Source organism: Halohasta sp. A2 (assembly GCF_056175805.1).
Genome location: NZ_JAQFWV010000022.1, coordinates 1 through 24,444 on the forward strand (window position 1 = coordinate 1; position 24,444 = coordinate 24,444).

At 61.2% G+C, this 24,444-nt stretch carries 22 protein-coding genes, 1 tRNA gene and 2 pseudogenes; 9 read left to right on the forward strand and 16 right to left on the reverse strand.

Going from position 1 to position 24,444, the window contains the following annotated elements:
- Positions 1-350: 350 nt before the first annotated feature.
- The 10 genes and pseudogenes from O2S87_RS08520 to O2S87_RS08565 all read right to left on the reverse strand — a co-directional run.
- Positions 351-698: pseudogene (locus O2S87_RS08520) on the reverse strand (DUF555 domain-containing protein); the annotation flags it as partial.
- 81 nt (positions 699-779) lie between these two features.
- The gene (locus tag O2S87_RS08525) at positions 780-1,694 is read right to left on the reverse strand and encodes a DNA-3-methyladenine glycosylase family protein (RefSeq protein ID WP_475408369.1); all 915 of its coding nucleotides are present in this window, start codon (positions 1,692-1,694) and stop codon (positions 780-782) included.
- Positions 1,695-1,789: 95 nt separating this feature from the next.
- Positions 1,790-2,239: a GtrA family protein gene (locus O2S87_RS08530; RefSeq protein ID WP_475408370.1), complete on the reverse strand. Its 450-nt coding sequence runs from the start codon at positions 2,237-2,239 to the stop codon at positions 1,790-1,792.
- Positions 2,229-2,999 (reverse strand): glycosyltransferase, encoded by a 771-nt coding sequence (locus tag O2S87_RS08535; RefSeq protein WP_475408371.1) that lies wholly within the window; start codon positions 2,997-2,999, stop codon positions 2,229-2,231. The genes O2S87_RS08530 and O2S87_RS08535 overlap by 11 nt, the downstream gene beginning before the upstream one ends.
- A gap of 217 nt (positions 3,000-3,216) precedes the next feature.
- A complete protein-coding gene (locus O2S87_RS08540) occupies positions 3,217-4,590 on the reverse strand; it encodes a DolP-mannose mannosyltransferase (protein ID WP_475408372.1) in 1,374 nt (457 codons plus the stop codon).
- Positions 4,591-4,697: 107 nt separating this feature from the next.
- Positions 4,698-5,654 (reverse strand): annotated as a pseudogene (locus O2S87_RS08545) (mechanosensitive ion channel family protein).
- Between the two features lie 54 nt (positions 5,655-5,708).
- Positions 5,709-6,140: a universal stress protein gene (locus O2S87_RS08550; protein ID WP_475408373.1), complete on the reverse strand. Its 432-nt coding sequence runs from the start codon at positions 6,138-6,140 to the stop codon at positions 5,709-5,711.
- Between the two features lie 89 nt (positions 6,141-6,229).
- Positions 6,230-7,297 carry a CNNM domain-containing protein gene (locus O2S87_RS08555; RefSeq protein WP_475408416.1) on the reverse strand — a complete coding sequence of 356 codons (1,068 nt, stop codon included), beginning with the start codon at positions 7,295-7,297 and terminating at the stop codon, positions 6,230-6,232.
- A gap of 141 nt (positions 7,298-7,438) precedes the next feature.
- Positions 7,439-8,926, reverse strand: coding sequence for a 4-alpha-glucanotransferase (gene malQ / locus O2S87_RS08560; RefSeq protein ID WP_475408374.1), 1,488 nt, complete (start codon positions 8,924-8,926; stop codon positions 7,439-7,441).
- A gap of 69 nt (positions 8,927-8,995) precedes the next feature.
- The gene (locus O2S87_RS08565) at positions 8,996-9,607 is read right to left on the reverse strand and encodes an FAD-dependent oxidoreductase (RefSeq protein WP_475408375.1); all 612 of its coding nucleotides are present in this window, start codon (positions 9,605-9,607) and stop codon (positions 8,996-8,998) included.
- A gap of 434 nt (positions 9,608-10,041) precedes the next feature.
- Between O2S87_RS08565 and O2S87_RS08570 the strand changes: the two genes are divergently transcribed.
- The gene (locus O2S87_RS08570) at positions 10,042-10,833 is read left to right on the forward strand and encodes a helix-turn-helix transcriptional regulator (protein WP_475408376.1); all 792 of its coding nucleotides are present in this window, start codon (positions 10,042-10,044) and stop codon (positions 10,831-10,833) included.
- A gap of 74 nt (positions 10,834-10,907) precedes the next feature.
- Entirely contained in the window at positions 10,908-11,198 is a 291-nt protein-coding gene (locus O2S87_RS08575; RefSeq protein WP_475408377.1) for a PRC-barrel domain-containing protein, read from the forward strand.
- On the opposite strand, the gene O2S87_RS08580 is transcribed toward O2S87_RS08575, so the two are convergent.
- From O2S87_RS08580 to O2S87_RS08595, 4 genes are all read right to left on the reverse strand, one after another.
- A complete protein-coding gene (locus O2S87_RS08580; protein ID WP_475408378.1) occupies positions 11,199-12,653 on the reverse strand; it encodes a DHH family phosphoesterase in 1,455 nt (484 codons plus the stop codon).
- A gap of 110 nt (positions 12,654-12,763) precedes the next feature.
- On the reverse strand, positions 12,764-13,522 hold the full coding sequence (queC, locus tag O2S87_RS08585; protein WP_475408379.1) for a 7-cyano-7-deazaguanine synthase QueC: 759 nt from the start codon (positions 13,520-13,522) through the stop codon (positions 12,764-12,766).
- Positions 13,523-13,524: 2 nt separating this feature from the next.
- Entirely contained in the window at positions 13,525-14,349 is an 825-nt protein-coding gene (locus O2S87_RS08590) for a 7-carboxy-7-deazaguanine synthase QueE (RefSeq protein ID WP_475408380.1), read from the reverse strand.
- On the reverse strand, positions 14,349-14,801 hold the full coding sequence (locus O2S87_RS08595) for a 6-pyruvoyl trahydropterin synthase family protein (protein WP_475408381.1): 453 nt from the start codon (positions 14,799-14,801) through the stop codon (positions 14,349-14,351). Before O2S87_RS08595 ends, O2S87_RS08590 begins: the two co-directional genes overlap by 1 nt.
- A gap of 203 nt (positions 14,802-15,004) precedes the next feature.
- Between O2S87_RS08595 and O2S87_RS08600 the strand changes: the two genes are divergently transcribed.
- Genes O2S87_RS08600 through O2S87_RS08610 form a run of 3 tightly spaced genes read left to right on the forward strand, consistent with a single transcriptional unit; the run spans position 15,005 to position 17,132 of the window.
- Positions 15,005-15,904 (forward strand): polysaccharide deacetylase family protein, encoded by a 900-nt coding sequence (locus tag O2S87_RS08600; RefSeq protein ID WP_475408382.1) that lies wholly within the window; start codon positions 15,005-15,007, stop codon positions 15,902-15,904.
- Positions 15,897-16,727, forward strand: a complete 831-nt coding sequence (locus tag O2S87_RS08605) for a formyltransferase family protein (RefSeq protein WP_475408383.1) — start codon at positions 15,897-15,899, stop codon at positions 16,725-16,727. The genes O2S87_RS08600 and O2S87_RS08605 overlap by 8 nt, the downstream gene beginning before the upstream one ends.
- 39 nt (positions 16,728-16,766) lie before the next feature.
- On the forward strand, positions 16,767-17,132 hold the full coding sequence (locus O2S87_RS08610; protein WP_475408384.1) for a 2Fe-2S iron-sulfur cluster-binding protein: 366 nt from the start codon (positions 16,767-16,769) through the stop codon (positions 17,130-17,132).
- A 105-nt stretch (positions 17,133-17,237) separates the two neighbouring features.
- Here the strand turns inward: O2S87_RS08610 and O2S87_RS08615 are convergent.
- A tRNA-Tyr gene (locus O2S87_RS08615) sits at positions 17,238-17,311 on the reverse strand.
- A 92-nt stretch (positions 17,312-17,403) separates the two neighbouring features.
- On the opposite strand from O2S87_RS08615, the gene O2S87_RS08620 reads away from it, so the two are divergent.
- From O2S87_RS08620 to thsB, 4 genes are all read left to right on the forward strand, one after another.
- Positions 17,404-18,183, forward strand: coding sequence for a hypothetical protein (locus tag O2S87_RS08620; RefSeq protein WP_475408385.1), 780 nt, complete (start codon positions 17,404-17,406; stop codon positions 18,181-18,183).
- A gap of 41 nt (positions 18,184-18,224) precedes the next feature.
- Positions 18,225-19,289 (forward strand): pyridoxal-phosphate-dependent aminotransferase family protein, encoded by a 1,065-nt coding sequence (locus tag O2S87_RS08625; RefSeq protein ID WP_475408386.1) that lies wholly within the window; start codon positions 18,225-18,227, stop codon positions 19,287-19,289.
- 185 nt (positions 19,290-19,474) lie between these two features.
- Positions 19,475-20,749: a formamidase gene (gene fmdA, locus O2S87_RS08630; RefSeq protein ID WP_475408387.1), complete on the forward strand. Its 1,275-nt coding sequence runs from the start codon at positions 19,475-19,477 to the stop codon at positions 20,747-20,749.
- Positions 20,750-20,785: 36 nt separating this feature from the next.
- Complete coding sequence (thsB, locus tag O2S87_RS08635; protein ID WP_475408388.1) at positions 20,786-22,429, forward strand: thermosome subunit beta; 1,644 nt, start codon at positions 20,786-20,788, stop codon at positions 22,427-22,429.
- A gap of 21 nt (positions 22,430-22,450) precedes the next feature.
- On the opposite strand, the gene O2S87_RS08640 is transcribed toward thsB, so the two are convergent.
- A complete protein-coding gene (locus tag O2S87_RS08640; protein WP_475408389.1) occupies positions 22,451-24,400 on the reverse strand; it encodes a DEAD/DEAH box helicase in 1,950 nt (649 codons plus the stop codon).
- Positions 24,401-24,444: the final 44 nt, after the last annotated feature.

Consider the following 24,444-nt stretch of genomic DNA (forward strand, 5'->3'; position numbering starts at 1 on the left):
TGTTGCTGATCTTGATCGTATCGGATAAAATTGAACGTCACGGGTGAATCCTTACGCTGTACAGGATTTTCTGCTAGATAAGGTCTACGTCATGTGAGTTCTCTGCCGATATTTCTTGGACAGGCTCAGAGACGACCGATATAATGTCGACAAAAACTCTGACAACGAGCTCGAAGATACCGAAACCATCGCCCCGTCCATCACGGTGGAAGCAATTCTCGGATGTGGGATCCATTTCGGAAAGGAGTTCGGTGTGACAAACTCCGAGCTTCCCGAACAAATCGTCAAGAACTAACTGTCTTTTACCCGTTCGTCGGATTGATTGTTCTCACAACGACAGTGTCGACTTACTCGTCCGATTCGTCTTCGATAACTTCGCTCGACAGCACCTTCAGCGGAATGTTATGGAGTTGTTGGCCGATCTCCTTGCGAGCGATGCGACTGGCGTGTTCCTCTCGTTCGACATTAAAGACGATCAGTTCGAGTTCGAGTGCCACAAGCGCTTCGTCGGCGGCGATAAACGCGGGCGGCAGCTCCTCTCCAGACGGGGAGGTTCGGGTCCCCATCTCTATTTCGACGTAGTTGAGATCCGGGTTGAGCATTTCTCCCGTCTTGGAGATCGCGATCCGGACGGCCTCGTCAACGGTCTCGACATCGTACACCGGCACCGCAGCCTCGACGACGACTCGGCAGTCCATAGTGTCTCTACATAGCCTCGCAGGCGGTATGAAACTTCGCCTACACTCTCGAAAAACGGAGTGTCACCGTAGCGCAGTCTATCAGTTTCCACCATTTCGAAGATAGTGAAACACGTAGGTCTGTGCGTACCCCGCATACTCCCCACCGAAGCGCTCGCGGATGGCCCGCGACGTCGACACATACCCTCCAGAGTCACAGTCGGGATAGTAGTCCGCGATCGCCGTTTGAATCCACGTATCGAGCGGGACGGCCTCTGTAAAGCCCAGCGAAAAGAGTAGCACACAGTCGGCGACCTTATTTCCAACCCCAACGAACTGCGTGAGGTACTCGCGGGCGTCTTCGTAGTCGAGGTCGACCGCGTCGTGTGGGTCGACCTCGCCGGTTGCGATCATCTCGGCGGTGCGCTGGACGTAGGGCGCACGGTAGCCCAAACTGAGGTCTCTAAGCTCGGTTTCGGTTCGGGCCGCCAGTTGGGCTGGCGTCGGAAAGGCATGGTAGCGCCGACCGTCGACCGTGCGTTCGTCGCCATACGTTCGGCTGAGTCGGCGCTGCATACCGTGAATCCGTGCAACACGCATCTGGGCCGAACAGATAAACGAAACGAGACAGGGAAACACCGGATCGCGAACGAGTCGCATCCCGCGGTACTCCTCGAACGCCCGTTCGAGAAGTGGATCAGCGGGCAGACTTGCCTCAATTGCGGCCAGATCGTCGTCGAGCCGAAGCAGGTGCGTCAGAATCGCGAGGGCATCGGTCGTCGACTCCCAGTGAAGCTCTCCGTTTTCCTGTCGGACTCGAACCGGAATCTGTTCGTCGGAGACGCCCGGAATCGGTGAAACGACCGTTTCGTACCACGCCGTGCCGCCGTGGGTTTCTCCAGTCGCGTACATCTCGCCGTCGGCTCGGTCCCAGAGGTAGCTCTGGCCGCTTTCGACGGTCGACTGGAGATCGAACGGCCCGGCTAGATCGTCGACTGCAATCGTGCCCTGTTCCATTAGCTGTACCAGGCCCGAAGCCGATTTTGGCCTTTCGGTGTGGCCCACAGACCTTGTTTGCACCGAATGCAGAAGTCGGTGACCGTCGACCGAAGTCAGTCGACACGCCAGGTAAAGAGGGTCTCGGCGACGTAATTGAAGCCTAATCCGGCACAGATGCCGATCCCGTTTGCGACCGTCGGCCACAGGTCGACCCCCGCGATTGGAAGCGTGAACGAAAGCGGGCTCGTCAACACGAACAGCACGACGAAGCCGACCGCGAGGCCGACCGCGCGAACCAGATGCGACCGTCCCCAGCGTCGACCGAACGCACCGAGGCCGTGTTTGCCGTTTTCGGCGAACGTCCAGCGATCGTTGACGACGAACATGGTCGAAATCGATAGCTCAGCGCCGACCGCTTTCGCAGCCAACGGGCCCACGCCGGCGGCTGTCGTCAACAGCCCAACAACGAGCGTTTCGATCACTGCGCCGACCGCGCCCACCGAGAGAAACTTGCCGAAGCGGGCGCGGTGGACCAGCGACTCGATCGGTCTATCAGTCGTCATTGACGGTCCGTTCGATCAGCGTCGACTGGTCGGTCGACTCGATATGATGAAACCGCGGGCTGGTCGCGATGGCGTCGACACGCCGCCGAATATCGACCAGCGCGGTTCCGAGTTCGACCGCCGTCGACACTGGATCGACGGTCGATTGGGGATGATCCTCCCAGACGACCGGGACTTCGGTGATCTCGTAGCCGAGCGCACCGGCCACCGACACGAGTTCGAGGTCCCACGCGAAGCCCGCCTCGTAGCAGTGGTGGCCGATCTGCTCCCAGGCGTCGGCCCCGAGGGCTTTCGCGCCACACTGATAGTCGTAGCACTTGGTCGGCAGCAGTTTTCGTGCTGAACTCGCGAACACATCTCCGAGAAAGCGTCTGACTATGGTCTGGTGGTCGACGACCTGCGCGTCGGGATGGCGCCGCGATCCGATGCTGACAACCGCTGTCGACTGGCGCACCGGCTCGATAACCGCCGCCAGCGACGAAGCGGGAACCGAGCCATCGGCGTCGGCGAACGCCAGCATGTCGGTTTCGAGGCTGTCAAAGCCATTCATGATCGCTCCGCCTTTGCCCCGGCGATGGGCCACGCTGTTGAGTTCGTCTACGCGTGGTTCGAATGCTGCGAGCAACGCGTCAGTCGGTGCGTCGACTTCGAGACGAATCTTCGACGGGCCGATCGCCTCGCGAATCTCGTCGATATAGCTCGCTAGCGCTTCGTGGTCGGGCTTGTAGGCAGGGATGACGATCCCAACTGACGTACTCATATGTGGAGGGGGTTGGGGACGGCGAGGGAGGTTGGCGGACAGTCGACTGCAGAGCCGTCTGGCTGACGGGGTGAGATGGCTCTCGGATCGACAGCACTGTCAGGCATCTCTCGGAGGACCGTTCGTACCTCTGAGTGACGCCGTTGGTAGTGTTAATTCTATTTCCGACTCAAACATACAGTTTCGATGAACTGGTCATCGACACTGGTCGGCTCAGTCAGAATGGGGTGAGTCGACTGAGGATCCACTCGGCTGGCGGCTCGTCGTATGGCCACTGCCCGCACGTCTTCTTGTAGAGGCTGCCGCCGGTTTCCTGCTCGAAGTACTGCTGTTTCAGCCCGAGCCGATAGTGGCAGTACTCGGGTTGGCGCTGTTCCCAGTAGATCGTCTGCATCGACGGCCAGCCTTCGGGATCGTCGGGCAACGAGTCGTAGGTCGGCACCGCTTGGTTGGCATACGCCTCATCGAGGGCCGCTTTGAGCGGTGGATCCGAGACGATCGGTTCGATGAGACTCAGACTCCACAACGCGCTCAGAACGACCACCACGACCACGGTCCCCGCAATGAGTGATTTTCGAGTTGGCGTCGACGCGTGGGCGACGACGATCCCGACACCCACAGCATAAAAAATGAACAGCAATATCAGTTCGATCGCGCCCTGAAACTCGAGGAACAGCTGGAACGAGTAGCCCACACCGCCGACGGCCACCCACCAGTAGGAGCTGACCGATTCGAACAGCCCGCGCGCCCAGCCGTAGGCCGCCAGCGGGACGATCAGGGCCCCGTAGCCGAACTCGAGCAGGAACATCAGCAGTCGACCAACCACCGTGTAGCCCTCGACGCCGTAGATCGGTGCCAACACGGTTTCGACGAACAGCGCCGTCGCATGGCCCTGAACGAGGAACGGCAACACGGTCAACACGGTGACGGTGAGCCCGCCAGCGATCGTTCTCCACATGGCGTTCCACCCGTTTCGTTCGAGGTTCATCGCCACGACCAGCAGCGCGAGCGGCCCGGCGAGCTGCCAGAAGCCGGCGGCCATCGCCCCGACGGCCCCGCTGAGGAACGGCCGGTCGTCGACGGTCAGCACGAGCGCGGCGACGCCACAGCAGAAGGCGAAGTACTTGGGTCTGAGCCCCGCAAACGCATACCCATACACCGAGGTCATCACGAACATCGACAGTCCGGCGACGAGGCTTGCAACCCCATCGCCAGTCAATTTGTGGACGAGCACACCAACCAGCGTCACCCCAACGACAACCGTCATCACGGTGAGCGTAATGCTGAGCACGTGGAGTACAGCCATATCTCCGAACGAAACGAACGCCAGTGCGACCGTCACGAAGTAGACCAGCGGCGGCTTGAGGTCCCAGATGTCGACGTAGAGATCCTGGCCGTTGAGAATCGACCAGCCCGCGTGCTGAAACAGCGCCGAGTCCTTGTCGATGTAGAACGGTGCCTCGACGAATGTGAGGGCCGTCACGACAGTCACCAACAGCGCCGTCCCGATCAGTAATACCTGAAACCAGTAGGTCTCTAGGGCGTCATACAGCGATCCGAGGCGTGCAAACGGTTCGGAGTAGGTGTGCACAGACAGTGAAAAACGTCACAGCGGGTCATAGTATTCGTGTTATATTTAGTGTAAAAATATAGGTGAATAATGTCGATGCATATGTCAACAACCCTCGACCTGTCGGCCTAGCGGTTTCGGCTGACGGGGAAACTCGTCACCGTGGGCTGTTCGTTGAACCGCGTGAGGATCCGCTCGTACAGTTCGTTTCTGACGCGCGTGCCGCGTCGCGGGTGGACGACGTATCGGAGGCGGAGTTCGACCCACGACTCGCCCTGGGTGACGTTCACCGTGGGTCGATCAGTGACTTCGAGGTCGACCGGTGTCTCGGCGAGCCGTTCTCGAAAATCGGCGATCTGAGCTTCCATCTCCTTACCAACGACTGTGTGGGCCTCCTCGATCATCACCGTCGAGGCCACCTCGATATCGGTCTCGTAGGAGACCTGTATCGGCAGTTCGTTCCAGACGTATTCGGAGCCGCCACCGCCGAAGTTGGTGACCTCCGAGTCCAGCACCGTGCTGTTCGGGACGGTCACCACCCGACCCGAGGGCTGGTTCGTCGAGACCAACTCTCCGCCGATTTCCCAGATCGTCGAAACGAGGACGTCGACTTCGATCACATCGCCTTTCGGCTCGCCGATCCGGATCCGGTCACCGACACCGTAGGGCCGTTTGGTCATGATATAAAACCAGCCAAGCACCGACAGTAGCGGCTGTTGCAGCGCAAACGTGATCGCAAAGCCAACCACACCCAGCGAGAGCAACACGCCAACCCACTAGTCGGTGAGAACCCCTAAAATGGCGACGAGCCCGACGACTCGAAACACGAGCTGAAGGACGTTGCGGACGTCGTGCGCCCGTCGTTTCGACGCCGTTCGCAACAAGAGGCCGCTCACGAGATGGTACAGCCCCCAGAGCCCGACAACCAGTCCTGCGGCCAGCAGCCCTTTGGCGACCACAACGGGGGTTTCGACGCCGCCAATCGTCGACGGACCGACCGTCGGTTCAGCGGTCGAAACGACCACGCCCGCGACTGCGAGGCCCGCTCCCGCGACGACCGAGCCGAGGCCGACAGATCTGTTCACAGCCGAGGATAGTCACCGGGGCTGAAATAGCTCGGGATCCCATTGGACCACCGCTCACTCGCGTGCGATCAACACCGACGTCTCGGCCGACCGGGCGACGCGCTCGGTCGTGCTCCCCAGGAGGTGTTCTTTGATCCCGGCCCGACCGGTCGACCCCATGACGATGGGGTCGCAGTCGTGCTCAGTGCTGTAGTCGACAATCGCCTCGTGTGGCACGCCTTCGAGCATGACGCGCTCGACCGAGACCGAAGCCTCGCGGGCAGTCGACTCGGCGGCGTCGAGCGCCTCTTGGCCCATCGAGCCCAGGGTGTTGGTCAACTCTGGCGCGCTGGTTCCCTCGCCGGAGGCGACCATCTCGGTTCCTACGTCGACCACGTACAGTAGGTGGGCGGTCGCGTCAAACCGCCGGGCAATCGCGACACCCTGATCAACGGCGAGACCGCTCGCCTCGCTTCCGTCGGTCGCAATCAAGATCTCGTCGTACATGGGCCTCCCACCGTGCGGAATCGCAAAAAACCGAGGATGGTCTAACATCGATGATGGTCGACCGAGACACCCCCGTCGAACTGGAACGGTTACTGTACCGACTCGGTGTCGATCGGATCCTCGATATCGCCGAGCACCGCCTCGTGCAGGTCGGTGACAGTGACCATTCCAAGAACCTCACCGTCCTCGAACACGAGCGCGAGTTCCTGGTTTTCGGCCTGGAACTGATCGATCGCGTCGCTGATGTCGACGTCGGGCGACAGCGTCATCGGTGGGGCCGCGACCGTACTGAAGTCGACGTCTCCATCGGCCAGTTCCTCGCGGTACCGCGCGAGAATCGGAAAGTAGACGATCCCGTGAAACTCGGTGAGCTCCTCGCCGACGAGTGGATACCGCGTGTGTGGGTTGGTTTCGAGCCGTCGGATGTTTTCGTCGGCGTCGACAGCCGTCGAGAGCGCGATGATCTCGTCGGCCGGGACCATCACCTCGCGGACGGGTTGTTCGCCGATATCCAGCGCGCGCATCACTTCGTCGTGGCGTTCCTCGGAGAGCCCGCCCTCGTCGAGCAGCGAGCCGAGCTGGTTTCGCAGGTCGGCCCGCGTTTCGATCACCTCCTGTTCGGTTTCGAGCCACGCACCAGTCATCTCGATACCGAACAGCCTGAGCGTCCACTTGGCGATCGCATCGCCGAGCGTGATGATCGGCGAGATCATTCGATAAAACCAGTAGAGCGGCAGCGCACCGTACCGACACACCATCCGCGAGCGCTCGACGCCGAGATACGTCGGTGCCTGCTCGCCGTGGGTCAGGTGGACGAGATTGATGAGCAAGAACGCGAGAATCGCTCCCGAACCGATCGCCGCCAGCGGCGTGTCGACGAACAACGGGTCGAAAACAGTCACCAGCGCGGGCTCGGCGACGATCCCGACGGCGATGCTCGATGCAGTAATCCCGACCTGACAGGTGGTGAGATACAGTTCGAGGTTGTTGGTCATCTCCCAGGCGCGTTCGAGCCCGGCGCTCCCCTCGCCGATGAACTCGGACTCGGTGAACTGTCTCGCGCGTGTGAGCGCGAACTCGATGGCGACAAAAAAGGCGTTGGCCAGAATGAGCAACACGCCGGCGACCAGCCGGCCGCTGACCTCTGCTGGAGGCATCATTGTCGGTCGACAGACGGCGTAAACTCTCATGAAACGTCGGGCCACAGCTACCGTTTCGGTACCGTTCGACCCTCTCGGTCACTCTCCGTTCACGGTCGACATTCAATCTGTGTGACTACTCTCGAGTTCAGTGCTCGATCAGCGAATCTCGATCTGGGTCATCGTCCCCAACCGGGTGGCGATTTCTTCGTCGAGTCCCTCGCTTGTCACACGCCAGGTCCAGTTGCCATCGGCAGTGCCGGGCGTATTGAATCGCGCGTGGCTGTCGAGGCCGAGCAAGTCCTGCATCGTCGTAAACACGAACACCGCATCCGAGCGCCAGACCGCCTCGATGATCGACCAGTTGATCTCGTTGCCGTCGACGCTCAGGTTGTAGTGCAGACAGTCGCGTTGGCGCTCCGAGAGTCCGTTGTAGTAGCCCGCAAACGTGTCGGTGTCGTGGGTCGACGTGTAACCCACCGCGTTCTCGGGGTAGTGCATCGGCTGGTGTTCGTTGCCGCCCTGACACCAGTCGGCGTACTGCGGCACCCGCATGCCGGGAAAGCCGAACCGATCCATCAGCGCCTGCAGTCGGGCGTCGGGAAAGCCCAGATCCTCGGCGATGAAGGGGAGTTCGCCCAATCGGTCGCCGATGGCCTCGAAAAAGGCCGCGCCCGGTCCGTCGCGCCACTCGCCGTCGGCCGCCGAGTCGGCGTCGGTGGGGATCGCCCAGTATTCGAGAAAGCCCTGGAAGTGGTCGAGGCGGGTAACGTCGACCTGTTCGAAGAGTCGATCGAGCCGCCGGGCCCACCAGTCGTAGCCGGTTTTCGCCAACTGCTCCCAGTCGTAGAGCGGATTACCCCACTTCTGGCCGCTGTCGCCGGCGTTCGGCGGGACACCCGCGACCGCGGTCGGTCGGTTGCCCTCGTCGAGCTGGAACGCCTCGGGGCTCGACCAGACGTCGGCGCTGTCGAGCCCGACGTAGATCGGCACGTCACCGACGAGCTTGATTCCCGCCTCCTCTGCATCCTTTTTAAATGCTTGCCACTGTGTGTCGAACCAGTACTGAATCAGGGTCCGGTACTCGATCTCTGCTGCGAGTTCCTCGCGGGCCTTGTCAAGGGCGTTTGGATCGCGCGTCCGGATCGGCTCGGGCCAGTCGACCCACGCTACACCCTCGTGTTTCTTCTTCAGCGCGCGAAACAGTGCGTAGTCGTCGACCCACGATTCGTTCTCGCGGAACGCATCGAGCGCCGCCTGGTCGTCTTCAGTTGCCGTTTCACTGAACCGTTCGTGGGCCATTCGGAGTTTGTCGCCCTTGTAGGCTGCGACTGCCTCGTAGTCGACCGCGTGAGGATCGAACTCCGGGGCAGGTTCGAGATCCTCGGCGGTGAGCCAGCCGTCGTCGACGAGCTGGTCGAGACTGATTAGCAGCGGATTCCCCGCGAACGCCGAAAACGACTGGTACGGCGAGTTGCCGTGGGCTGATGAGGTCGGTCCGAGTGGACAGAACTGCCAGTACTGCTGTTCAGCCTGTTGGAGAAACGAAATAAACTCGCGTGCGCCGTCGCCGAGGTCGCCGATGCCGTGGGGTCCCGGCAGTGAGGTGAGGTGTAGGAATACACCGCTCCGTCGATCGAATTGCATACCTCCCCTCTCGGACCCCGTACTGTCAAGCGTTGCGGTATTCGGCGTGTGATACAGACGGGCCGTCGACTACGGGTCGTTGCTCATAGCTCCGAAGACGGCGTCTGCATCGGCTGGAACGTCGAAATCGTGGTAGTGTTCGCCTTTTTCGTTCGAGAGAATATGTAGTGCGGCCGCCGCTCCGTCGCCCGCGGAGATGACCGCCTGCCACTCCTCTGTGCGGACCATTGCACCGGTTGCGTACGCTCCCTCGACGCTGGTCTCCATCGACAGGTCGACGTCGACGACGCTCGTCTCGTCGTCAAATGCACAGTCGAGCGACTCGGCCAGATCACGGTTCGCACCGGTCGCGAGCACGACGTATTCGGCGGTATACTCGCCGTCGGCGGTCTCGATGACGAACCTCGACTCGGTTTCCGTAATCGAGTCGACGGTCACACCCTGATGGCGCTCGACACCGAAGCTGTCGACCTGGTTTCTGGCGGTCTCCATGAACGCCGAGCCGTCCTGCGAGCCGATGCCGAGATAGTTGAACAGGTGGGCCTTGTGCATCCACGTCTTGTCGCTGTCGAACAGTCGGGTGTCGAGACCGTTCTTCTGGGTAAACAACGCCGCGCTGAGTCCGACAGGTCCGCCACCGACGACCGCGACCGTCGACTCGGAGTCTGAGTTTTGTGACATAGTTCCGTCTGTCTCATAGATTCAAAGCCAGCTGTATAATACGTAGTGTCCGCACACTGTGATGAGGTTCCGAACAAACGCAGAGCTACGATTCGGAATTGTTCGCAGAACTACTGAAACGTTCACCCGGCCACCGAATCGGTAGCCGGGCGGACGCGTAACCGTGCCGACCCGGGCAAAGTCGGCCGGTTGGTGCTCGATAGTCCGGGCAAGGGCCATCGAGCGAGAGGGATCAGTCGTCCGGGCAAGGCGACCGATCACGTTGCCGGTTTGTCAGAGGCACCCCGGCATCTAAACAAGCGGTGGGTTTGATCTTTACCTCACTGCTTGACTACCTCCGTCACCATCTGACCAAGGTTTATATATGTGGCGGTTATTTATATGACGTATGTCAGACGATGGTCGGTTTGGGTGTCGTTGTAGGTGAGACCAGAATGGACGAACTCGATTCAGGTGGCGTAATTCGACTTCTTACGAAACGAGAATCCATCCTTCGTGCGGTCGACGGGGGCGGCTTCGGGAAGCGTGAGCTCGTCGACCAGCTGTCGGTTTCGCGGTCGACGATCGATCGCGGGATTCGCGAGCTCGAAAACGCTGGTCTGCTGGTTCGCACCTCGGAGGGCTACCAGCGCACGCTGTTTGGCGAGCTCCAGTTTGCGGAGTACGAACGCTATGAATCGAAAGCGGCCACGCTCTGCGAGGGCCAAGCGCTGCTGGCCGATCTCCCCCCGGAACTCGATCTCGATCCGATCGTGCTTTCCGATGCCACAGTCATCACCGCCAGCCAGTACGCCCCGCATCAGCCGATCTCGGCGTTCTGTTCGTTGTTTATCGAGGCTCGGTGGGTCCAGACCGTCTTTCCGGCGGTCTTTCCGCAGGTGTTGGATCAGTGGGTCGAACTCAGTGACGACGAAACGATCCGCGCCGATATCGTTCTGCCAGATCCGGTGGTCTCGGAGTTAGTCGCGACTCACACCGACCGTTTCAAGCGGCTTCTCGACGAGCCACAGTTCGCACTCCACCAAGTCGACGAGTGTCCGCCATTCGGGTTGGTGATTGCTGAAGACGAGTCGACCGCTACGGCCGGGCTTATCGTGATGGGCGACCACGGTGGTGCGCGCGCGTTTATCCAGTCCGAGGCCGACGAGGCAGTACGATGGATTCGCGAACGCATCGACCACCAGTTGATGCAGTCGATGCCGCTGTCGACGCAGTCTGCCGAGTAGCCCAGAATAGAATCTGTCAGACGGATGGCGGTCGACCACGAAACCTTAATATCAGCACTCCCAACCAGTTTCCTATGGACGGGACCCCACAGGAGATCACGAGTCTTGTCGGTCGTGAAGTCTACTCGAACAACGGTGTATTCGTCGGCGAGGTCGAAGACGTGCAGCTCAACCTCGACCAACAAGCAGTTACGGGGCTGGCTGTCGGCCAGCTCAACGGCGAGCTATTTGCCGACAGCGTCTCGCCGGGCAAAGGCGTCATCATTCCCTACCGATGGGTCCGAGCCGTCGGCGACGTCATTCTGATCAACGACGTCATCGAGCGACTCAAACAGCCCGAGGAACCCGAAGAAGCGGCCGTCTAACTACGATCCGTTACTGCTGTCACTGCCCTCGACACCCATCGCCTCGAAGAGTTTTCTCCGGACAGCCTCTTCTGTCAGTGCGAGCAACGTCTCGCGGTTGTCCTCGCTGGTCTCGATACCGGTAAAGATGCCGAGCGGTACCTCGACGCTGCCCTGTTTGGAGTGGCCGACGACCTCGCCGATCTCAGCGAACGCACCCTGGAGTACGCTCCCGATATTGATTCGGATGTCTTTCGAGCGCGCAGCGACGATGATCTCGTTGTCGACGATGCCGAACACCGCGCTCGTGGTGATCCCCTCCAGATCGAGTAGATACTGCGCCGCTTGTTCGAGCGCCTCGCGACCACGAATGAAACCCGCGGTCGAAAACAGGTGACTCCCTTGGACCTCGCGGTTCTGAATCGCCTCGGCCAGCACGTCGAGCGTCTCGGGCGACATCGAGGGCGATTCGACCTGTTCGAGCGTGTCGTGGTTGGCGAACGGATGCAGATAGGCGGCCGCAGTGAGATCGGCTGGTGTCGTATCCCGCTTGAAATCCAGGGTTTCGGCCCGAATTCCATACAGCAACGCAGTGGCGACTGTCTCGCTCGGCGAGAGATCGAACTCCTGGAGGTATTTCGTGAGGATCGTTGACGTCGACGAGACGTTGGTTCGAATGTCGACGAAATCCGCCTCAACTTGCTCGTCGGGCTCGTAGTGGTCGATAAGGATGTCGACATCCAACTCGACGCTTCGATCGCCGGATTTCATGTTGTCGACCAGCGCGAGCCGTTCGTACTCGTCGATATCGGGGGCCTCGTCGGTGGCTACCAGTTCGATACCCAGCAGGTTCACGAACGCCCGGTTTTCTTGGTGGCCGATGTCACCGTCGTAGAGAATGTCGGCCTCGATACCGAATTCCGCGGCGATCGCCTGCAGCGCCGTCGCGCTCGCGATCGAATCGGGGTCGGGGTTGTCCTGGGTGAGAATCGCGAGCCTGCCCGTGGTGGCTTCGAGAATGTCGGCGAGCTGTCTGGCTTTGTATTGGAGTTCGCCCGATTCGAGGCTCCGCAGCGCGGATTCGGCGATGACGGTCGACGGGTTGACGACGACGTCTGATCCGAGGTTTCGAAGCTCCTCTTCGGTGACGGGATCGGACGCCCGTACGACGACGTACTGGTTGCTGCCGCGGTCGCGGATCGCCGAGACGGCGGCCTTGCACGCTTCGACGTCCGAGGCCAACACGAGAATGATGTCGCGGTCGGCGACTACCTCGGCGACCGCGGGGTCGCTGATGTCTTGGACTTTCGCGTTGAGGTCCTGGTCTCGAAGCGCCTCGACCCGGCTTTCGTCCTTGTCGAGAATGAGCACGTCATTGCCTTCTTCAGCTAACTCCTCGGCGACGGCGTGGCCGACGCTCCCACAGCCGAGAATCGCGTAGGTAGATCGAGACGAGCCGATTGCGTCAGCGCTCATAGATAGCCGAAATCAGCACGGGTGGCACTTAACGCCATCCGTTCGCGGTTTATTTATCAATAATATCATGTATTCAACAGGCCGATAGCGGGTGGTGGCAGCCACTCTCATCAGTCGGAGGTGGGGTACTCGGGGCGCTCGGCGTACGAAATCGGATCGCGGACGCCGATTCGTTGGAACGCCTGGAGTCTGAACGCACAGGAGTCACAGGTTCCGCAGGCAGGTTCGTCGGCACGGTAACAGCTCCACGTCTGTTCGAACGGGACGCCGAGTTCCACGCCACGCTCGGCGATTTCGGTTTTCGTCGACTCGACGAACGGTACCTCGATTGTGATCTCGGTGTCGGGTTTCGTGCCGACGTCGACCATCGCCTCGAATGCCTCAAAAAAGGCGGGTCGACAGTCGGGATACCCAGCGAAGTCCTCGCTGTGTGCGCCGACGAAGACGGTCTCGCAGTTGTTGGCTTCGGCGTACGAGACGGCCATCGACAGCAGATTTGCGTTGCGGAACGGGACGTAGGTGTCAGGAATATCTTCGCTGTCGAGATCGGCCTCGCCGACTTCTATCTCCTGGTCGGTGAGCGCCGAACCACCGATCTGCTGGAGGTGGTGGGTCTCGATGTGGAGGAAGTCCGCAGCGCCAACGATCTCGGCCAGCCGGCGGGCGCAGTCGTACTCTTTGGTCTCGGTTCGCTGGCCGTAGGACGTATGCAGGAAATACAGTTCGTACCCTTGCTCGCGGGCCTCGTAGGCGGTCGTCGCACTATCCATCCCGCCCGAAACGAGTACGACTGCGCGTTTGGGGTGGTGGCCTGTGGTCGGTTCGTCGGCGGTGTCGGTGGTCTGTGGGTTGCGTGTGGATTGTGGCATGGTTAGGTTTCAGGGGCATCGTTCCAGAGGTCGACGTGGAGTCGCGGGGTGTAGCGATACCCCGTCTCGATGGCGAGTTCGGCGACCTCACGGCGTGTTTCGGCCAATTGCTCGCGGGTCTGGCCCTCGGGCATCAATAGCACGTCGGAATCGCTGATTTCAGTCTCAGTTCGAGTGCGAAGCTCGTCGACGACGGCCTCGATTTCGGGCAGATCCTCGGGTCCTGTGAGAACGAATTTGAGTTGGAAGCCGAACCGCTCGACGAGCGCGGTCAGCGCGTCGTGGTCGATCCGGTTGGTCTCGTGGCGCTGTTGCCAGTCGTCGACCGCGATTTGTTCGCCTGCTGCGTCGATCGCGCCCTCGCCGCCGCCTGCCGGTGGTCGTTCGGCCGTTGGCGTCGACGAGGCGAGTTTCGGGCTGATACTGGCGAGATCAATTGGGGTTCCAGAAGGCGGGGCAATCGTCCCATTCGTTTCGACGGTGATGTGGTACCCTCGGTTTGCGAGCCGGTTGATAAGAGCCAAAGACTCCTCGTGGATGAGCGGCTCGCCGCCCGTGAGCACGACGTGATTCGCGTCGAACCCGTCGACGGCCGCGATGATTTCGTCGAGGCCCATCCACGCGTGGGTCGGCTCCCACGAGGTATGGTAGGAATCACAGAACCAACACCGCAGGTTACAGCCGCTCGGCCGGATGAAGACGCTCGGCACGCCCGCGAGAACGCCCTCGCCTTGCAGGGATTCGAACAGTTCGTTGATCGGCAGGGCTGGGCCCTTGGGCTCGGCTGGCGACTCACGATCGATGGTTGGCTTGGAGCTGACTGGCATTACTGGCAACTGCTGAGTTCGGCCGTCTCGCTCACGTCGACCGCAACCTCCGTAACGGTCTCACCGAGCGCGTCGGCCAGTTTTCGTTCCAGAACGACGGCCATCACCTCTGCGGTGGGTGGGGCTTCGAGAACGACGAGCGCATCGCCGTCACCCGACTGCTCGAACGCTTCGATTAGTGGGTCGCCGTCTTCGAGGAGGAACCGGTGGTCCCACTCGTCGATAATATCGGTGACGTCGCCTTTGTCGACGACCCATCCTTCCTCGGTGAGCTCGCCGGAGACCGACACCGAAATCTCGTAGTTGTGGCCGTGTGGGCGACTACACTTGCCGTCGTGGTGGAGAATTCGGTGGCCCGAACTGATCCGAATCGGCCGGTCGCGGCCGACGTGGATCGTTCGAACACCCGCCTGTGAGCACAGTGAGTGTTCCTGAGATAATCTTTGGGTCATACCATGGGCTTACCGACTTCAGTATATAAATCCAGTTGACTGGCGGTCGACTCCCTGCGCTCCGACCACAGCGTCGCTATTTCTCACCGAAAAGAATGGATTAACGATGGGTGTAGACACACACTCTGCCTCAGTGCCAACAGTAACTAAGCCGAACTCATTCGAACAGTAATCGCACGATGAGTGGCGTGGTCACACTAAGTATGGAGGTCGAACTCGGCTGGGGAGTGCACGATATTGGTGAGTTCGATCGGCTGAGCACAGATGGGGAGGCCGAACGGCAGTTTCTCTCGGAGTTGCTCACTGTCTGTGACCGAACGGGGATTCCGGTGACGTTCGATATCGTCGGCCACCTCTTTCTGGAATCATGTACCGGAGTTCACACCGGCCCGCACCACAACGGTTGGTTCGACGCCGACCCCGGAACGGATTATCAGAGTGATGGGTTGTTCTACGCGCCCGATATGGTTTCGGCCATTCAGTCACGAGCGGTCGACCACGAACTCTGTACACACACGTTTTCACACGTACTGCTGAACGAAACCTCGCCAGCGGCCTGTCGTTGGGAGTTCGACCAGGTAGGCCACGTTCACCGTCGAAACGTCGGCCACCCGCCGACATCGTTGGTTCCACCGAGACACAAACTGCCAGCCTACGAGTTGCTCACTGAATACGGCATCGAGGTGGTCCGTCCGGCGATCGAACGCCAACCGACGGCTAACCACCAACGGTTCAAAGAGCTGTTTGCTGGCCCATTGCCACCTTCTGATCTCCGCAAACGGGACGGAATCATCGAAACGACCTGTACTACCTACCCCTCACTTACCGCGCCTGCACTCGCTTCGGGTCAAGGGGTTCCCCACCCCGCGTTTCGCTATATCCCACGTAGTATTCGAAAGCGGACTCACTTACAAAAACTCAAACGAGCGACCAGAGCCACCGTCGCCACCGACGGCCATCTCCATCTGTGGTGTCATCTGTTCGATCTCAGCAATCCGGAACAGTCCGCAGTCGTCGGCGCGTATCTCGACTGGTTGGCCCAGTACGAGGCCGACACGGAACTCACCGTCGCCACGATGGAGGAGCTTCCCGCCTATGTCTGAGTCGTCCAAACAGCCGGTCCGTGTCTGTCTGCTCGTCGACAGCCGGACAATCCCGGAATGGCAGCATCTCGCCCTCCAGCGAATGGTCGACGAGACGGCCGCCGAGATCACGGTCGTTGTCAGCAACCAGCGCACCGAGCGCCACAGCCTCCGAGATCGGATCGCCCGCGCGATCGAACTTCGTGAGTGGACGCTCGTCTGGCTACTCCGTTCGGTCCTTGCCGAGCCAGTGCCACTGAGCGACCCTGTTCGGGTCGACGAACATGCCTACTGTGCTGACGTTACGTGGATCGACTGCAAGCCCGAACGCGTCGACGGTTGGAAAAACAGGATTCCCGAAACAATGGTCGACCGAATCGCCGACGAGGCCGACGTGGCGATCCGGTTCGGCTTCGGCTTTCTGGTCGGCCCACTGCTCACCGAACTCGAGTACGGCGTCCTTAGCTATCACCACGGCGATTTTCGCGAGTACCGCGGCCAGCCCGCGGGCTGTTGGGAGTTCATCCACGGCAAGTCAGAGGCCGGAATCACGCTCCAGCGAATCACCGACCAACTCGACGCAGGCGAGGCGGTTGTGATCAAATCGGTCGACATCGAAGACGCTCGAACGTATGCCGAAATCCGAGGTCGACTGTACGCCGAATCGGACGACCTGCTGGCGACCGCGATCTCGAACATCGAGACAGGCGGTCTCGGTGCATCGACGGTCGACGATCTCGGTCCTCTCTACACTATCCCGCGTGGGACGCCGGCGCTCCAGTTCTTTATAAAGGATCTGTGGGGGACGATTGGTCGACGGCTGGCCTCGGTATCGAATCAATGACTGGCTACGCTTTTGTCGATCCCGCAGGTATCCGTTCGTGTGAGTTTTGATCCGGTCGACGACGGTTCGGAGGCCTCGGCAGCCACAGACACGGTTCGGCTGGTGGTCGTCGACGGTGGGAACGAAACCGAACTTGTCGTCGAGCGTGGCCGTGTGCTTCGCGACGTGCTCTTGGAGGCCGACCTGTCGCCGTACAGTCGACTGACCGAGCGGGCCAACTGCGGCGGACGTGGGCTGTGTGCGACCTGCGGGGTTCGGGTTATCGAAGCGGTCGAGTCGGAACACTGGCACGACAAACTGGCCGAGCGGTTCGGCTATCCACGGCTGTCGTGTCAGATCGTGGTGGAGCAGGACTTGCGAGTCGAGTTGGTCGAGAAGGTGGTCTGGGGGAGTCGACATAAATAAGACCAGTCGGCCCTCCCCGGATTGAACTCATTCGCAGCAAAGCTGCTCGCTGCTCAATTCGGGTCGGGAGAGATTTCTCATTGCTCTCGTTGGTCGCAAGAGAAATCCGCCCTCCCCGAATTGAACGGGGGACAAGTCGATCTACAGTCGACTGCTCTACCAGGCTGAGCTAAGGGCGGGCACTTATACCTACGCCGTCGACCGTTTTTAACGGTTCTCATTTGGCCGCTGGAGTCGTCGACTTTTAGCCACCCCCACCCACAGAGCCACCATGGGCGACGAGCGCGAGCCGCGACAGGCGACCTTCGGCAGCGACGGCGAACTCGACACCGACCGCGATCCCGACGCCTCCACAGAAAACGACTTCGGCGAGCCCAAGGAAGCCAACGAAACCGACGGTGGCTACAACCGCTATGCAGTATCGAGCCTTCTCCAGAAGGCCGTCCGCCGCTCCGACGAGGAAGTCGCCGCCTGGGCTGCGTGGGAACTCGCCCGCTCGGGCTACGCATGGAACCTCTGGGGCCGTCTGAACCTCTACGTGGTCGAGGACCTCCGGGCTGGCCACGAGGTCGCGCTCACCATCGAACGCTACGAGGAACTTGCCACCGAGCGGTGGGACGAAGCCGGGTGGAAGGGTCGACTCTGCGCGATTCACGCTGCGCTCGCCGCCGCTCGCGCACCCTCCACCCGCGAGGCCGCCAACGCCGACGAATACTTCCGCAAAGTTGCCGAGATCCGGGCCGAAGCAAGAAAGGAAGGCGAGGAGCCTGCGGTCGACTTCCCGGCAGGTGATCTCGAACCCGGCGGCCAGTACGACGCGATATTTGACGGTCACACCGGTGAGGGATCACGCCTCGGCCGCGGCAAACGCTTCTTTAAGACTCGTGGCGCACGCGTCGGCCCTGAGGGCGAAGACGACCAGAGCGCGCGATGGCAGCGACTGAGTATGGTCCTAGACGAGATTGACTTCAGCGAGAAAGAGATCAGTCATGCCATCGAACCGGTCGATGCTAACGAGCAGTGGGACGAACCGAACGACTTGCCCGAGTAAGAGACCGCAACCGGCTAATGGAGTCGCCACCCAGCATGAGTATGTTATTCACACCGGGGCCTACCGCGGTCCCACCTGAAGTGCGGGAAGTCATGGCCCGCCAGCAGCCGAACTCCGCCGTCCAACCCGAGTTCGCCGACCTCTACAACCGACTCTGTGAAAACCTCAAAACGGTCTACGACACCGACCACGACGTGATCGTCCCCGGCGGCGAAGGAATTCTGGGTCTCGAAGCCGCCATCGCCTCGTTGATCGCGCCTGGCGACCGCGTCCTCTGTATCTCGAACGGAATCTACGGTGACGGGTTTGCGGATTTGGTCGACAACTACGACGGCGACCCAACCCTCGTCTCCGCGCCCTACGACGAGGGCTACGACCTCGACGCCGTCGAGGCCACCCTCGCCGAAGCCGAGGCTGCGGATGACCAGTTCCTCGCCGCCACGCTCGTCCATTGCGAAACCCCGACGGGAACGCTCAACGATCTCGGACCCGTGCTCGATCTGCTCGATGAGTACGACGTGCTGAGCATCGTCGACGCCGTCTCCTCGCTCGGTGGCACGCCGGTCCCGACCGACCGAATCGACATCTGTCTCGGAGCCTCCCAGAAGGTCTTCAGCGCGCCGCCCGGCCTCACCACCGCGGCGATCAGCGACCGGGCGTGGGACGCAATGGCCGACCGCGAGCCGACCTCGCTGTACACGAACTTCCTGCCGTGGCGCGACGTGTCGGATGGCTTCCCCTACACGCATCTCGATGCGAACGTGACCGCGCTTGATGTGGCCGTCGACCGGCTGGTCGACGAGGGCAACGACGCGGGTTATAAACGCCACCAGCGGGCCGCCGAACGCTGCCGAAAGCGAGGAGCCGAACTCGGCTTGGACCTCTATCCCGACGAATCGCGTAGCTCGCCGACGGTCACAGCGTTCCACATCCCAGGCGAGGCGGAGACTATTCAGCAGCGCGTTGAGGCCGAACACGACATCGTCCTCGCAACGAGCCTCGGCGATCTCGCGGACGACATCCTCCGTGTCGGTCACATGGGGTATAACGCGGATGTCGACAAGGTCGACCGCGTGATGGATGCCATTGAAGCGGCCCTCCACTGAAACACCCTCCCATGTAGATGTCACTGGTTGGTAACTAAGTATGTATCTTCCAATACAGGATGCAGAACAAACGTTCTCTCCATATTTTCCCACAAATACATCCTTTTTTCACCTAGATGTTACTCCAAACTACAAAATGTGTTTATAACGCCGCATCCAGAACAGCCGTATGTGAGTTGTTAGTTATGCCCGAGATAGCATTCGAAGTCGACGTCGACAGTCCGCCGGACGAACAGCCAGACGCCAAGCCGTTCAACCGCTGGCACCCCGATATTCCGGCGGTCGCCGAGGCCGATCCCGGCGAGACGATGCGATTGGAGGCGCTGGACTGGACCGGCGGTCAGATCAGTGACGACGACAACGCCAACGACGTTAGGGACGTCGACCTGAGCCAAGTCCACTATTTGGCCGGGCCGGTCCACGTCAACGGCGCGGAGCCGGGTGATCTCCTCAAGGTGGAGTTCCTCGACATGGGCCCGCTCAACGACCGCTGGGAGTACGGCTTTACTGGTACCTTTTCCCAGCAGAACGGCGGCGGGTTCCTCACCGATCACTTCCCACACGCCGCCAAATCCATCTGGGATCTCGAAGGCTACACCGTCTCCTCGCGACACATCCCCGACGTGCGGTACGAGGGGAAGATCCACCCCGGACTCGCTGGCTGTGCCCCCAGTCAGGAACTCCTCGAAGAGTGGAACAGCCGCGAGCAGGCACTGATCGACAAGTTCGACGAAGACCCTGAATCGATCCCGAACCACCCCACCAAGGAGTCCGAGCCGGGGGTCGCAAACCCTCCGACGGCCGAGGGCGCAATGATGGGCGAGATGGACCCCGACGAGGCCGCCGAGGCCGCCGAGGAGGCTGCCCGAACGGTCCCACCCCGCGAACACGGCGGGAACCACGACATCAAGGACCTCTCGATCGGCTCGACGGTTTATTTCCCGGTATATGTCGAGGGCGGCAAGTTCGCCCTCGGTGACTTCCACGCCTCGCAGGGCGACGGCGAGATCACCTTCTGCGGAGCCATCGAGATGGCAGGCTACGCGGATGTCAAATTCGATGTCGTGAAAAACGGGATGGAGAAGTTCGGCGTCGACCACCCGATCTTCGAGCCCGGCCACCGCGGGCCGACGTTCGAGGATTACGTCACCTTCTGTGGCTACTCGGTCACCGAAGACGGCGAGCAGCACTACATCGATTCCCATACCGCCTACCGGCGGGCCTCCCTACAGGCCATCGACTACCTCAAACAGTTCGGCTACACCGGCCAGCAGGCCTACCACATCCTCGGCACTGTCCCCGTCGAAGGCCGACAGAGCGGCGTTGTCGACGTACCGAACGCCTGTTCGACGCTCGCACTCCCACAGGGAGCCTTCGAGTTCGACATCTCCCCCAGCGGCCTCGATGAGAACAGTAAGGATCGCGGCGATATCGTCGTGACCGACGACCCACTGTCGTAACTACGCCTCCTACCACCGTCACAGATCCATTTATAAATGGCAACGGAATCCAATTTGACACAGCACGCAGCACCTGACGAGTCGCCCCGGTCGCCGACCGATGCAGCCGTCGCGCTCGCAGAGACGATCCGGTCGACACTCGGCCCCAACGGGATGGACAAGATGTTGATTGACTCCGATGGACGGGTTGTCGTGACGAACGACGGAGCCAGTATCCTCAATCGGTTGGAAATAACCGATCCAATCGGTCGACTGCTGGAAACGACACTCAAAACGCAGCGACAGGCGGTCACCGATGGCACGACGACGACGCTGCTGCTTATCGGCGAACTGTTGTCGACCGCCCAGTCGCTCCGCGATGATGGCTTTCATCCGACGACGATCATCGAGGGCTACGCACGGGCCACCAGACAGGCCCGCGATCGGCTCTCGGCGCACGCACACTCCGTCGACATCACCGACGACGAAGCCCTCAAAGCGGTCGCGGCGACGACCGTCACCGGCCGGTGGGACGACCGGTCGGCCGACCGTTTCGCATCGCTCGCCGTCTCAGCACTCCGCGCCGTCGAGTTCGACACCAGCCGACTCACGATTTCTGCTTACTCCGGTGGCAATCTCGGAGACTCACGGGTCATCGACGGGCTTCTCGTCGACCTCGATTCCTCGTCGACCAGTATCGACAGTCTTGAGGCTCATCCCGTTCGGACCGTCAGCGGTCCCCGTCTCGTGGTAGTCGATGCGGAACTCACCGTCGACACACCGGACAGTGTCGCGTCGGTCTCGATCAACGATCCGACTCAGGCACAGGCGTTCCGCCGACACGACACGCAGATTCGAGACGGGTTCGTCCGACGATTTAGGGAGGTCGACGCCGATGTCGTCGTCTGTCAGAAGTCGATCGACGCGGAGCTTCGGGCCGAACTGGTCGACGCTGGCATGCTGTGCGTCGAACGAACCCGACAGGACGAGTTCGACGCGATTGCCCAGTCGACGGGCGCGACCGCGATTCGGTCGGTCGACGAACTGACGCCGGGTGCGGTCGGCCATGCCGGATCGGTTCGGCGTCGGGAGATCGGGTCGACCGACACACTCGTCGTCGCTGGCTGTCCGGTGGCGTCGCCCGCATCCCTTCTCATGCGCGGCGGCACGCCACACGTGGCCAGCGAAACTGAACGAATCATGCAGACGTGTACGACCGTGGTTCGGCGCGCGTGTGACGATGGAGCCGTCATTCCGGGAGGCGGAGCGACCGCGATGGCGATCTCACGGGACCTCTCACGAGATGCCCGGACAGCGGGCGACCGAGAGGGAATCGTCATCGGAGCGTTTGCCGACTCTCTCGAAGGGATCTCTCGTGTGCTTGCGACGAATGCCGGTGTCGACCCGATCGACACTCTCGCCGCACTCCGAAACCGCCACCACGACGGAGCCACTGCTGTCGGCGTTGACCGCTCCGGCGAACTACGGAACATGGTTGAAGCAGGCGTCGTGGAGCCCCGCATCGTCTTCGATCACACGTTGACCACCGCGCTGGAGGCAACAGCGATGTGCCTCCGTGTCGACGACACGATACGCACATCCGACGCGTCGCAGTCGGAGACTGACCACTCACACACAGGCCCGGGATGCAATCACGAGACTCACTCCACGGGTGGCTATCCGTGGGCACTGAGCCACTAATACGGGCTCGTCGTCGACACGCTATTCGCTGACGGTCGTCTCCCGAATCCGAACCCCCTTGCCCGCCAGATGGCGCATCTGCTGTTGGGCGAAATCTTCTTCGCGCGTCCCACGAGTCGCCAGCACGTACATGACCGCACTGCCGACCGGCCGCATCGTCCGGCCCGCCCGCTGGGTGCCCTGTCGACGCGACCCACCTAACCCCGAGGCTACGATCGCTAGCTCTGCGTTTGGGAGGTCGATCCCCTCGTCGGCGATCCGCGAGACGACCAGCGTCCGCAACTCGCCGTTTCGGAACGCCTCGAACTGCCGCTGGCGCTCGTAGTGGGGCGTCTCGCCACTGATGAAAGGGATATCGAGTGCCTCGGCGATCTCGGTTCCTTGGTCGAGGTAGTCGACGAAGATCAGTGCCTTTGAATCCGGATGGGTCTCGCAGAGATACCGAATCTCGGCGATCTTGGCGGGGTTCATCCCGGCCAACTGGTAGCGTTCGTGGCCGTCGGCGCTCACGTACTCGTTTCTGGCCAGTTCGTCGCGCCACGGCACGTACCGGATTTCGACCTCCGGCTCGGCGACGAATCCCGCGTCGAACAGCGCGGCCCAGTCGGTTCCAATCGGCGGGCCGATCAGCGTGAATATCTCGGACTCTTTGTCATCTTCTCTGACAGGTGTGGCCGACAATCCGAGTCGATGTGAGGTCTGGAGGTCGGCACTCCGGCGGAACACCCGGCTGGGGATGTGCTGGACTTCGTCGTAGACGATTAGACCCCACTTGCGCGAATCGAACAGATGGCGGTGACGATCCATTCCCGCGGTCTGGTAGGTCGCAATCGTCACCGGCCGGATCTCCTTTTGGCCGCCGTGGTACTCGCCGATCTGGTCGTCAGTAAGCGTCGATTCACTGGTCAGCGCCTCGCGCCACTGGGCGGCGAGTTCGCGGCTCGGCACGAGAATCAGTGTTTCGCCACCCACGGCGGCGATCGTGGCGATAGCCGCGATCGTCTTCCCGCTGCCCGGCGGGCCGACGTAAACGCCCGCCTTTTGATCGAGAAACGTGTCGACCCACGACTGCTGGTACTCCCGAAGCGTGGCCGTCACGTCGAGATCCAGTGGCTCGCCGGTATCGAGATCACGCTCGTCGACGACCGGATACCCCGCCTCGTAGAGCGTGCGTTTGACCGACGCTACCTCGTCGGCGTTGACCCAGCTTTCGGTATCTGATATCGGGGCGCGAAGCTGATCCTCCGAGAGTTTCTGGCGGGCGACGTTGCCCATCAGCTCCTCGGTCGCGGCTTCGAGCACCGTATAGCCGTCTTCGTGGGTCCGGAGGGTAAACTGGTGGGCGCGGTGCCACTGGGAGTCGACCCACTCTTCGAGATGCGGCGATTTGCGAGGAAGCACCGACCGCATCGAGGTCAGCAGGCCGTCGAGGTCGTCGAACGGTGCGGCCCAGATGTCCTCTTGTCGAATCCGGTAGAGGTAGCCACGGGTTCCGGGATCGGTGCCTGTCGAGTCGACCAGATGGGCGAACTGCGACAGTTGGGCGCGGGTGTACTGGGTCGGTTGGTCGACGACGATTTCACGGCGCGTCGGAAACGGGATTACTCGTTCGCGGCTCGCCAACTCCCGAATATCGGACGGATACCACCCAACCGTTTCACCGGCGTTGGAGAGGGCTTCGAGTACCCCGCTTTCGGCGAGCGATTCGAGCCCCACCTGTGCCTCGGCTGGCGTGATATCGAGCCGTCGGGCGACCTGTGTGGTGGTGAGTACGGGTCGCTCTTGGGCATCGACAGCGGTATAAAAATCGTCGAGCGAGAATTCGGTCTCTCCGTTCACATATGTAGTGTCGACAGCCCCAGCATCGCCCTCAGCGCCGTCGACATTGTCATTAGCGTCTTCAGCGCCGTCGACATTGTCTTCAGTACCGTCGACATCGTCTTCAGTACTGTCGACATCATCCTCGGTCATTGTCACCGAGAGGGCTCCGACCCACAAACAGGTTGTGAAGCAGG